Origin of the sequence: Psychrobacter piechaudii, from assembly GCF_900162825.1 — a bacterium.
In the GTDB taxonomy this organism is placed as follows: Bacteria; Pseudomonadota; Gammaproteobacteria; order Pseudomonadales; family Moraxellaceae; genus Psychrobacter; species Psychrobacter piechaudii.
In genome coordinates this window covers 1-11884 of record NZ_FUGE01000079.1, presented here as the reverse complement: position 1 = coordinate 11884, position 11884 = coordinate 1, and the positions used below count along the sequence as shown (strand labels likewise).

At 43.2% G+C, this 11884-nt stretch carries 10 protein-coding genes and 1 pseudogene; 5 read left to right on the top strand and 6 right to left on the bottom strand.

Annotated features, from left to right (window positions below):
- Positions 1–52 precede the first annotated feature (52 nt).
- Positions 53–1180: an IS200/IS605 family element RNA-guided endonuclease TnpB gene (gene tnpB, locus A1019T_RS03290; RefSeq protein ID WP_077450411.1), complete on the top strand. Its 1128-nt coding sequence runs from the start codon at positions 53–55 to the stop codon at positions 1178–1180.
- A gap of 223 nt (positions 1181–1403) precedes the next feature.
- Here the strand turns inward: tnpB and A1019T_RS03285 are convergent, their stop codons facing one another.
- Positions 1404–1901, bottom strand: a complete 498-nt coding sequence (locus tag A1019T_RS03285) for an Lrp/AsnC family transcriptional regulator (RefSeq protein ID WP_095532556.1) — start codon at positions 1899–1901, stop codon at positions 1404–1406.
- A 253-nt stretch (positions 1902–2154) separates the two neighbouring features.
- Here A1019T_RS03285 and leuA point away from each other — a divergent pair, with 253 nt between their 5' ends.
- Positions 2155–3912 carry a 2-isopropylmalate synthase gene (leuA, locus tag A1019T_RS03280; RefSeq protein WP_077450410.1) on the top strand — a complete coding sequence of 586 codons (1758 nt, stop codon included), beginning with the start codon at positions 2155–2157 and terminating at the stop codon, positions 3910–3912.
- An 86-nt stretch (positions 3913–3998) separates the two neighbouring features.
- On the opposite strand, the gene A1019T_RS03275 is transcribed toward leuA, so the two are convergent.
- From A1019T_RS03275 to A1019T_RS03260, 4 genes are all read right to left on the bottom strand, one after another.
- A complete protein-coding gene (locus A1019T_RS03275) occupies positions 3999–4256 on the bottom strand; it encodes a YfhL family 4Fe-4S dicluster ferredoxin (RefSeq protein WP_077449081.1) in 258 nt (85 codons plus the stop codon).
- Between the two features lie 24 nt (positions 4257–4280).
- Entirely contained in the window at positions 4281–5063 is a 783-nt protein-coding gene (locus A1019T_RS03270) for a YdcF family protein (RefSeq protein WP_077450409.1), read from the bottom strand.
- Between the two features lie 188 nt (positions 5064–5251).
- Positions 5252–6688 (bottom strand): prephenate-dependent tRNA uridine(34) hydroxylase TrhP, encoded by a 1437-nt coding sequence (trhP, locus tag A1019T_RS03265; protein WP_077450408.1) that lies wholly within the window; start codon positions 6686–6688, stop codon positions 5252–5254.
- 184 nt (positions 6689–6872) lie between these two features.
- On the bottom strand, positions 6873–8105 hold the full coding sequence (locus A1019T_RS03260) for a YeiH family protein (protein ID WP_077450412.1): 1233 nt from the start codon (positions 8103–8105) through the stop codon (positions 6873–6875).
- A gap of 194 nt (positions 8106–8299) precedes the next feature.
- Between A1019T_RS03260 and A1019T_RS03255 the strand changes: the two genes are divergently transcribed.
- Complete coding sequence (locus A1019T_RS03255; RefSeq protein WP_077450407.1) at positions 8300–9301, top strand: LysR substrate-binding domain-containing protein; 1002 nt, start codon at positions 8300–8302, stop codon at positions 9299–9301.
- A 101-nt stretch (positions 9302–9402) separates the two neighbouring features.
- Here the strand turns inward: A1019T_RS03255 and A1019T_RS03250 are convergent, their stop codons facing one another.
- The gene (locus A1019T_RS03250; RefSeq protein WP_077450406.1) at positions 9403–10557 is read right to left on the bottom strand and encodes an S-(hydroxymethyl)glutathione dehydrogenase/class III alcohol dehydrogenase; all 1155 of its coding nucleotides are present in this window, start codon (positions 10555–10557) and stop codon (positions 9403–9405) included.
- A gap of 179 nt (positions 10558–10736) precedes the next feature.
- On the opposite strand from A1019T_RS03250, the gene A1019T_RS03245 reads away from it, so the two are divergent.
- Both A1019T_RS03245 and A1019T_RS13570 read left to right on the top strand, forming a co-directional pair.
- A complete protein-coding gene (locus A1019T_RS03245; RefSeq protein ID WP_077450405.1) occupies positions 10737–11606 on the top strand; it encodes a LysR family transcriptional regulator in 870 nt (289 codons plus the stop codon).
- Positions 11607–11752: 146 nt separating this feature from the next.
- A pseudogene (locus A1019T_RS13570) lies at positions 11753–11884 on the top strand (RNA-guided endonuclease InsQ/TnpB family protein); the annotation flags it as partial.

Genomic DNA, 11884 nt, shown 5'->3' with positions numbered 1-11884 from the left:
CTAAATACAAATAATGCTAAGTTATACCTACACTCAAGTCGACTAAAAAGCCATGCTTAAAGCCTATAAATATCGCATTTACCCAAATCGTGAACAGCAGGTGCTTATCGAAAAGCACTTTGGCTGTAGCCGTTTTGTGTTCAACTGGGCGTTAGCATTGCAAAAACGTTACTATGCCATGTTTGGTAAGTCTTTATCGCGAACCAAAATCCAAAGCCAGTTAGTGAAAAAGAAAAAGAAAGCTCGGTTTGCATGGCTTAGTGAGGTCAACAGTCAGTCACTACTAAATGCCTTGCTCAATGTACATACCGCTTTTACTAATTTCTTCAAAGGTCAGGCTAAGTTTCCACGTTTTAAATCTAAAAAAATCCCACAGCGAAGTTACCAATGCCCCCAACACTGCACCGTAAACTTTGCACAAGGCATGATCAACCTACCTAAAATAAAGGGTATTAAGACCGTATTTAGCCGTGAATTTATTGGTAATATTAAAACCGTTACCATTAGTAAGACAGCAACAGGCAAATACTATGTAAGCGTACTGGTTGATAATGGTGAAACACTGCCGATACCTACCACAATAGAGCCCAGCTTGACGGTGGGTATTGATTTAGGCATCAGTCATCTACTTGTTCTGTCTGATAGCAGCAAGGTTGATAACCCAAAACATTTATCCAAAGCCAGTCAAAGACTTGCCGCACAGCAAAAAATCTTTGCTCGTAAACAAAAGACCAGTAAAAACTATCAAAAACAAAAGTTAGCGGTTGCTCGTATTCATGAAAAAGTACGCAACCAGCGCTTAGACTTACACCATAAAGTCACACATAAACTGATTTGCGAAAACCAAGCTACCAGTTATGCGATTGAAGATTTAGGTGTAAAAAACATGGTAAAGAACCGTAAACTTGCCAAAGCGATTAATGATGTCGGTTGGGGACAGTTTGTTACTCTACTTACTTACAAGGCGAGTTGGTATGGTAAGAATATCCTAAAGGTAAATCGGTTCTTTGCCAGTTCTAAAACTTGCTCGCATTGTCATCACAAATTAGAGAGTCTGCCGTTATCGGTGCGTCATTGGACGTGTCCTAGCTGTCAAACACAGCATGACCGTGATATCAATGCAAGCAATAATATACGCCAACATGCGTTAGCTGATGTAGCAGGACTTGCTACTGTGTAAAGAGTTCCCCCATGCCTATACCTATCAGCGTAGGTGGCATGGCGAAAGGTGGCAACTTAGGTTGCTATGGGTCGCAAAGATTCCCTCACCATAACCTCTAGGTTTGGTGGTGGGAGTAGGTCAAGCCGGTTATTATAGTTAATTTTCTTAAGCTTGCGTCACTATTTGACCTTATTTTTTAGCTTTCACGGCAGGCTGTCTAGGCCAGATCGCTAACGGTTCGCTAACTGATAATACCGCGATTAAATACCTCTCGAAGCTCAAAACTGGTATGCACCTGACTAACCCCTTCAATACGGTTTAACCGATGTAATAAAAACTCTTCATAGTGGGCCATATCTCGGACCACAACCTTTAGTAAATAATCCTCGCTACGACCGGTGACAATACTACAGCTCACCACCTCATCAAAACTTTGAATTTTATCTTCAAACTGAGCAAACCGCTCTGCTGTGTGTCGATCCATACTCACCGCGATATATATCGCTAAGCTATAACCTAGCTTCTGTGGGTTTACTTCGGTGTGGTATCCAGTGATGATGCCACTTTGCTCCAGACGTTTAATACGCCTAGCACAAGGGGTGGCAGATAAGTGAACCGCTTCGGCAATATCAGTAATGCTCATACGCGCATCTTGCTGTAGCAGTACTAGGATTTGACGGTCGACATTATCAATTTCAAAGGCATCTGGATGGTTTAGGTCAGCTGAACGGCTTATCATAGTCATTAATAGGGTTTCCTGCTTGTATGTTAGTGTTTTTAGCTAATAATTATGTTGTTTATAGATTTTAACACTAATTAACATCGAAATTCAGGGTCATTTTGCAGTATTATTTTCAATATACTTTGTTATGATATTCAGTATAGATTAATATATAAAGCAGCCAGCAACGACTCGCTATATAATACTTATTAATTTTGTTGTACCTAGCTGTTAATTGTTATTAAAAATATTAGACCAAAGAGGGCAACCCATGAGCCAAGTTACTAGCCATTCACCAGTTGTTGAACCAAAAGTTAAGCCAAAATTCGAAGCATTTGATTTTCGCAAATATCAACCGTTTGCGTTTGCACCCAATCTACCAGATCGTACTTGGCCGAACAAAACCATTGAAAAAGCCCCAACTTGGGCCAGTGTGGATCTGCGTGATGGTAACCAAGCTTTAATTGACCCAATGACCATTGAGCAAAAAATGCAGTTTTTCAAACTGTTGGTTGAAGTGGGTTTTAAAGAGATTGAAATTGGGTTCCCGTCAGCGGCGCAAGTGGAATTTGATTTTGCTCGTAAATTGATTGAAGAAAATCATATTCCTGATGATGTGACCATTCAAGTCTTAGTTCAAGCTCGTGAGCATTTGATTGAGCGTACTTTTGAGGCATTACAAGGGGTGCGTCGTGCGGTAGTACACGTTTACAACTCAACCAGTAAAGTGCAGCGTGACAAAGTCTATGCCAAAGACTTAGAAGAGATTAAAGAGATTGCGATCAAAGGCGCGAAGATGCTACAAGATCATGCAGCCAAGCACCCAGATACTGAGTGGGTATTCCAGTACTCACCAGAGAGCTTCAGCCAGACTGAGCCTGATTATGCAGTTCAAGTTGTGAACGCGGTGAACGAGGTATGGAAGCCTGAAGAGGGTCAACAAGTTATCATTAACTTGCCTGCCACAGTTGAGTCGTCTATGCCAAACGTCTATGCCGACCAAGTCGAATACTTCTGTCGTCATGTAAAAAACCGCGAACATATCATTGTCAGCTTGCACACTCATAATGACCGAGGTAGTGCCGTAGCAGCTGCTGAGCTTGGTGTGTTGGCAGGAGCAGATCGTATTGAAGGTACCTTGTTAGGTAATGGTGAGCGTACCGGTAATATGGACATCATGATTATGGCCATGAACCTTTATAGCCAAGGCGTTGATCCTGAGTTAGATTTAAGTGACATGAGCCGTATTGTGCAGATAGTCAGTGAGTGTAACAACCTACCTGTACACCCTCGTCATCCTTATGTCGGTGAATTGGTATTCACAGCCTTTAGTGGTTCGCACCAAGATGCCATTAAGAAGTCGCTTGACTACAATGAGAAAAACAGTGAAGCAACGCAAAACATCTGGGATGTGGCCTACTTACCAATTGACCCAGCGCACATTGGTAGAAGCTATCAAGATGTGGTACGCATTAACAGTCAGTCAGGTAAAGGTGGCGTGGCTTATATCTTACAGCGTAACTACGGCTTTAACCTACCACGCTGGATGCAGATTGACTTTAGCCGTGTGGTACAACAAAAAGCAGAAGATGTGGCTCGCGAGCTGAAAAACGAAGAAATTTTAGAAGCGTTTGAAAGCACTTACCTTCAAAACTCAGGTTATGAGCTATTAGACCATAACATTAATAATAAAGGTGGTGAGGTTGAGTTTAATGGTCAAATGACCTTAAATGGTGAGACAATCGATATCTCTGGTCATGGTAACGGTCCGCTATCTTCCTTCATCGATGGGGTGGCCCGTCATACTGGCAAGCAGCTTCACATTATTAACTACTCAGAGCACGCAATTAGTCCTGAGTTCACTTATGGTGAAGAAGACGAAGCTCAAAGTGACAAAACCAACGCCAAAGCTGCTGCATATATTCAGCTAAACGTAGATGGTGAGATTTACTCTGGCATTGGCACTCATACCAGTACCGTGTCAGCCATGCTAAAAGGGGCACTATCAGCACTGTCTCAAGCGTTTTAAGCTAAAGGCTAAGTCTGATATTAGTAAAAAGTGTTTATAAAAAAAAGACCTGTCAAGTTTGACAGGTCTTTTTTATGGATATCTCTTTATTTCGACCAGATGTTCTTATGCTTTTGTAGCAGTTCTTCATCCGATTCAATACGCTCAGGGTCTTCGATAATACAATCGATGGGACAAACTTTGACGCAGGTTGGCTCTTCATAAAACCCCACGCACTCTGTGCAAAGCTCGGGGTCTATAACATAAGTTTTTTGTCCTTTTTGATCATAGCTAATGGCTTCATTCGGGCACTCAGGTTCACAGATGTCACAGTTGATACACTCAGAGGTAATCTTTAGTGCCATTATTATCTCCTAAAAAGTTACGGTTCAATATTCGCCTAAAATCCAGCCACTGATATAGGCAAAGTACTCACGAAACCATGAATTATATCGGGTTGCTAAAGGGGTAGGGCTCGCCAAAGTCACTAGGTTGGTGTAACCCTGATGCTCGGCAATCGCTTTTGATCGAGGGATATGAAAGTCACTGGTTACGATGGCAATTGGGTCGTCTAAGGACACCTGTTTATCAGCTAAAATCTTTTGACTAAATAAAAAGTTCTCTTCGGTACTGGTGCTCTTTTTTTCTTGATAAATATCATCCAATGGGATGCCGTATAACGCATGTAGATATTGCGCCATGGCCTCGCCTTCGCTTCGGGTTTCACCGACACCAACACCGCCACTGGTGATGACCACAGCTTCGGGCTGCTGCTCGATTAAGGGTACGGCTGCGTCTAAGCGGCTGGCTAATGTGGGGGTTGGTATGCCATTTTGGATACCCCCTCCTAAAATAATAATGGCCTCTACCTTCTCATAATTCTCATCAACTTCGCTAATTTGGTTATGTAAGTTATAGGCAAATAAGATAAAGCTTAATAGCCACACACCAAATGCACCCCAAAGTATCTTCCACAGTTTGCGTAAGCTGCGGTGGTTACTAAGAATGCTTTGGATTTTAGACCAACAAAATGCGTGGATAAGAAAAATAAGGCCTATCAAAAACGGCACGACGGTACCGAAGTTAATCTTATCGGCAGCAATTAGGAAAGTACAGTCAATGACTAGCACCCAGCCAGCAACCATGAGTAACACTCTTAGAACTTTGGACATATTTTTGGTTTATGGTGAGAATTAGCAACATATTATAACGTTTATTGCTAATTATTTGGTGATCATTGACCTTATACAAAAAAGCTTAGCCATCAAAGTGACTAAGCTAAAGTGACTAAGCTAAAGTGACTAAGCTTTTTTAAGTAAGCTCTTCTGCTTATTATCCCAGCTAAACTAAGCTAATAAGATTAGCTAAAGATAGGCTGTTTGACATTCTTCATAATCAAAGCAAACTGTAGCATCTCATGATCAATGTCTTTAAAAGGGTTAACAATTTGTGCGGTCCAACCCGAACCTAGAGCGGCTTCGATAGGATTGCCTTTTTTGTCCCACATTTGCTCAAGGGTATAGGTAAGGTTACCTTTTGGTGTCATCACCTCGATGGTATCGCCCACCTCAAGCTTGTTTTTAATCTCTAAAGTTAGCTTCTCGGTGTTAATATCGGTTACTTCAGCGACAAACTGCTGTTGGTCTGTTTTTGACGCACCATATTCGTAGTTTTGATAATCGCTGTGTACGTGGCGGCGTAAGAAGCCTTCGGTATAACCGCGGTTGGCTAAGCCATCTAAGGCGCCAATTAACGTCTCATCAAAGGGCTTTCCTGCTACCGCATCATCAATGGCTTGACGGTATACCTGAGCGGTACGAGCCACATAGTAATGTGATTTGGTACGGCCTTCAATTTTTAAAGAATGGACACCCATTTGAGTTAATTCAGGCACCAGTTCAACCGCACGTAGGTCCTTAGAGTTCATGATATAGGTACCATGCTCATCTTCATACATGGCCATTAATTCGCCAGGACGGTTTTGTTCTTCAAGTAACACCACCTCATCGCTTGGTGCTTGAACATAATCATCGCCCATGACCACATCACCGTTTAAGTTAACGGTTTCAATTTGCTTAGCGTCTGGCTGAGTTTGCTGCGTAGGGTCAAAGGTTTGTACCGGTACAATGTCACCGGTTTCATTTTCTTCAGCTTTATAGGTGTTGTAGCTCCAGCGGCAAGCATTGGTGCAAGTGCCTTGGTTGGCATCGCGCTTATTGATGTAGCCGGATAATAGGCAGCGGCCAGAGTAGGCCATGCAGAGCGCGCCGTGAACGAAGACTTCAATCTCCATACCGGGGACTTCATCGATAATTTGTTTGATCTCTTTTAACGACAGCTCACGTGACACGATCACACGGCTCACACCCATTTGCTTCCAGAATTTAACCGTGGCCCAGTTAACTGCGTTGGCTTGGACTGATAGGTGAATTTCCATCTCTGGGAAATGTTCACGCACCATCATAATCATACCAGCATCTGACATGATCAGCGCATCTGGCTTCATCTCGATTACCGGGCGAATGTCTTCGATAAAGGTTTTTAGCTTAGCGTTATGAGCCTGAATATTTACCACCACATAAAACTTCTTACCCAGGCTGTGTGCATAGTCAATACCACGACGAAGGTTTTCCTCATCAAAGTCATTATTACGTACCCGCAGACTGTAGCGCGCTTGACCAGCGTAGACAGCATCTGCTCCATAAGCAAAGGCGTACTGCATGTTTTTAAAGGTGCCGGCGGGGCAAAGTAGCTCTGGGCTGCGCGGTGTTTGAGGGTTTTGATTTGATCGAGTCATGACATTACCTATATTTTGACCAACCATAATTAGTGGCTGGCTCTGGCTTTGTATGTGTGTTAATAGGGATTGGAAGCAGGTTATATGCTAGGGAGAAAGGCATATTATAAGCCAAATAGGCTTGTCATTAAATATGTTAGGGGCTGAAGTTCAGGTTTGGGGGAGTCTTTAAGTCCGCAGTAAGTTAGAAAAAACCAATCAAAACATTAATCAAAGCACCCCCTAAGATGAGCCAAACAAACATGACAGCCGCTAGGATAAGTGGCTTAATACCGGCTTGCCTAACGGCACTAAAGTGAGTGGTAAGACCCAAAGCAAACATCGCCATCGTCAGCAATAGATTGTCCAACTCAATCATGCGCTCGGTAAAGCTTTGGATAGTTGGGGTTGGTGAGGCCAAAAGTAGGGAGTTCACAGCAACCATAGCGATAAACACAAAGGCAAACCAAGGCACATGAATTTGTTTTAGTCGCTGGAGCAAAAGTTGTAGCTTATTAGGCTGACTCTGATCACGGGCTATAGCGTTTAATGTGTTCTGCGTATTTTTAGTATTTTTGGCGTCAGTAGAGGTGATAAAAATAGATAACAGTAATAAGAAGGGTGCGAGCATCATCACCCGAATCATTTTGGTCACCACTGCCGTATTACCGACCTCAGGGCTGATAGCATTACCGGCGACCACCACCTGCGCCACTTCGTGAATGGTAGAGCCGATATAGACCCCATAGTGCTGGGCATCAATAATGCCTGCAAGCCAGCCCATCTGATACAACATGGGGTATAGCAGCATAGATAAAGTGCCGAATACTACCACGGTAGCCACAGCGATGGTCACTTTGTGGGATTCCGCTTTAACCACAGGCTCGGTAGCAATTACTGCAGCCGCACCACATATACTGGCGCCTGAGCCGATAAGTAGGGTTGTGGTTCGGTCCATTTTAAGCCATTTTGTCCCCAGTAAGTAGGTAATAACGAAGGTAGAGCTGAGTACTAAAGCATCAATAGCCACAGCAGACAACCCCACACTGGCTACTTGAGAAATGGTAATCTTAAAGCCGTATAACACAATGGCCAAACGCAGTATTTGAGCTTTTGAAAAAGTGACACCAGCGGCTAACGGCTGGGCAAGTTTTGGATAAAGCGTGTTGCCCAGTACCATGCCTATCAAGATAGCTAAGGTTAATGAAGACAAACCCAGTAGCTTACCATCAGCCCAGTCTTGAATACGATCATTGAGCCAAATACTGGTCAAGCTGCCCATCAATACTATTAGCAGTCCCAATAAATGCTCCCGCTTTGGCAGATAGCCGCCTACCATCTTGTTTAATAAGGCAGGCGTAGTCAGTCGGTTTGAGGCTCTACTATCTAGACTGCGCTGAGTAGAATGGGTTTCAAATGGGGCATGATGGGCTCTCATGGGATCACTCGCTTGCTTATTAAAAGGCTCACTTAAGCTTATGACTATCAAAGCTAAGCTATTTAAGAATTACTATATTCCATTCTTCTATATTAATAAAACAGATTGATTAGATAGTTTTTATCGATAAAATAGGTTAGCGTACATTTATTAACCATTTATAGCATTCCTATCACTCCTGTAAGGCCTTAAACATGCCAGCCTCAACCTCCAAGCAGCCTAAGGATGCCCATTCTTTAAACATTGGGCAGGCTTTATTACCAAAAATCACATTAAAGCAGCTGTCGGTATTTATCAGTATCTACCAGACCGGCAGTACCAGTGCCGCCACTGAGCAGCTGCATTTATCGCAGTCAGCGGTGAGTAGCGCATTAACTGAACTAGAAGATCGGCTAAAGATACCTCTATTTGAGCGGATAGGGCGGCGTTTGCATCGTAATGACAATGCTCAAGCCATTTATATTCAGGCTCAAGCCATAGTGAGCCAATGCTTAACTTTGGAGCAGTATCATCAGTATCAAGCTGGCCGTATCCATATCGGCGCCAGCACCACAATTGGTAACTATGTGCTGCCGTCTTTGATTCAGCAAATTTATGGCGACAGCCCTGAAGCGAAAATAGAGTTTTTTATTGGCAATACGCGAGATGTAGTGGCTGAAGTTGAGCAGTTAAAAGTAGATATCGCTTTGGTAGAGGGTATGCCAAGACCGACTGACAGCAAGTTGATTGAACAAAAAGCTTGGCGCCATGATAAGTTAATTGTTTTTGCCAAAAAGGACAGTAAGTGGCTAGCAGGTATTGAAGCTAAGCAGAAAGCGAATAATGATAAAAATGAAGTGCCCAGTTATCAGCTGACTACCAAACAACTGGCTAAAATTCCGCTATTGGTACGAGAGCCTGGGTCGGGGACAAGACAAGTCATTGACGAGCAGTTACTACAATATATGCCGCAAGCCGAAGTGGTAATGGCCATTCAGCAATCAGAAGCTATTAAAAATATGGTCAAAGCTGATATCGGCTTTGGCTGTCTGTCACAGCATGTGATTGAAACAGATTTAGAGCAGGGCAGTCTAATTGCGATAGATATTAAAGAGATTGATTTGCAAAGGGTGTGGTGGATGATTTGGCACAAACAGCGTCATAAAAGTGAGATATGGCAGCAGTTCGTTTCAAGCCTGGTATCTGATACACGATAATGGTCCTTATTAATAGTGCTTGTTAAATAACAAAGGGTCACCTACTGATAGTAAGTGACCCTTTAGCTTTAAGTTAAACACCAAAGTCTTATGCTAATAACTTAGCTTTCAGTGGCTGACTCTTTTAAAGCATCAAAGTGAATAACTGAACGGATACTTTCACCTGAATGCATCAAGTCAAACGCTTCGTTAATGCTTTCTAGAGGCATGGTGTGGGTGATGAAGTCTTGTAATGGGATTTCACCAGCTAGGTAACGCTCAACGTAGCCAGGCAATTCAGTACGACCTTTCACGCCGCCAAATGCAGAGCCTTTCCAGACACGACCTGTCACTAACTGGAATGGACGGGTAGAGATTTCTTGGCCAGCACCGGCAACACCGATGATAACTGATTCGCCCCAACCTTTGTGGCAGCACTCAAGGGCTGAACGCATCACATCAACGTTACCGATACATTCAAATGAGTAATCAACACCGCCATCAGTTAGCTCAACAATGATGTCTTGGATAGGGTGGTCATAATCTTTTGGGTTAATAAGGTCGGTTGCGCCAAGCTTTTTGGCCAATTCGAACTTACTTTCGTTGATATCAATACCAATGATACGGCTAGCACCCGCCATAACAGAGCCGATAATCGCTGCAAGACCAATACCACCTAAGCCGAAGATGGCTACGGTTGAGCCTTTTTCAACTTTAGCAGTGTTCATTACCGCGCCCATACCCGTGGTTACGCCGCAGCCCAGTAGGCACACTTCTTCTAGAGGCGCTTCTTTGTTTACTTTCGCCAATGAGATTTCTGGAAGTACTGTGTACTCTGAGAACGTTGAGCAGCCCATGTAATGATAGATTGGCTCACCATCTTTATAAAAACGAGTGGTGCCGTCTGGCATTAGACCTTTACCTTGAGTTTCGCGTACCGCTGAGCACAGGTTGGTTTTGCCAGACGTACAGAATTTACAAACGCCACATTCTGCCGTGTATAAAGGAATAACATGGTCGCCGACTTGAACGCTGGTCACGCCTTCGCCAACTTGCTCAACGATACCGCCGCCTTCATGGCCCATAATGGCTGGGAAAACACCTTCAGGATCTTCGCCAGATAGGGTGAACGCATCGGTGTGACAGACGCCACTGGCCAATACTTTAACCAATACTTCGCCTTTACGCGGAAGCATCACATCAACTTCTTCGATTTTTAATGGTTGGTTTGGGCCCCAAGCTACGGCCGCTTTTGATTTAATAAATTTATCCGTCATTGATTTTCTCACTTTTTTGGTTGTTGGTTTTGTGATGGATACCTCTAATATACAGACTTCAGCGTGTTGATGACACCTTGGCAATTAGGAGTATTGTTAACGAGATGGATTATAGATTATATCTGCATGGTTGATAATAGTGTATATTTACAAATAACTTTTACACAGTGGTAATAATCATGAAATGGGAAGGTATTAGTGAATTTGTTTATGTCGCGGAGTATGAAAGCTTTACGCAAGCGGCAAAAGAGCTGGGTATTTCGATTGCTCAAGTGAGCCGGCAGGTCAGTGCATTAGAGAAGCGGCTTAATATTAAGCTGTTTTATCGTACCACCCGTAAGATATCGCTTACTGAAGAAGGGCAAGTATTTTATCAGCATTGCCGAGCGGTGTTAGATGGATTAGATGCAGCAGAGCAGGCAGTTAGTACCCTTCAATCAAAGCCTCAAGGGCGTATTAAATTAACTGCGCCGGTTACCTTTGGAGAACAGCAACTATTACCGTTAATCAATGATTTCATGCTGCAGTATCCTGATATTGAAGTGACGGCTTTTTTGAGTAATCAAAAGATTGACTTGGTGAAAGGCGGTTATGATTTGGCGGTACGTATTGGTAGGCTAAGAGACTCGACCATGATGGTAAAAAAACTCGGCTATCGTACCAGTTATGTCTGTGCATCACCGGATTATATTGATGAGTTTGGTGTACCGCAGACATTGGCCGACTTAAGTCAGCATAACTGCCTGCTGGGCAGTGTGGATTATTGGCATTTTAAAGAGGGCAGTGCCGATCGCAATATTCGTGTCAGCGGGCGAGTACAATATAACAGTGGTTACGGCTTGGTAGATGCGGCTCTTAAAGGGCTGGGTATCGTGCAACTGCCGGATTATTATGTCCAGAAATATTTAGAATCTGGTGAGTTGGTCAGTTTTTTGGACGATTATAGGGAGCCTGAAGAGGGCATTTGGGCAGTCTATCCACAAAACAGACATCCACTGCCAAAAGTTAAAGTATTGCTACAACACTTACAGCAGAACCTACCTCTTTAGGAGAGTTTGGTTGATGATGTATAAGACTTTTATCACCAGTCGCCGTAAAACCACCCACTTCAGGGGGTGGATATAAGGCGACACACACTGTCGTAAGAAGTCGTTAAAGGGTTGTAAGCTAAAATTAATCTTGCCATACTGAATATATGAAAACACTCAAGCTACGCATTAAAGACAACCACATAAAAGAGCTGAATCGTCTAAGCGGTTCGGTAAACTTCGTGTGGAACTATGTCAATGCGTTAAGTTTTGAGCATCTAAAACGTACTGGTAAGTTT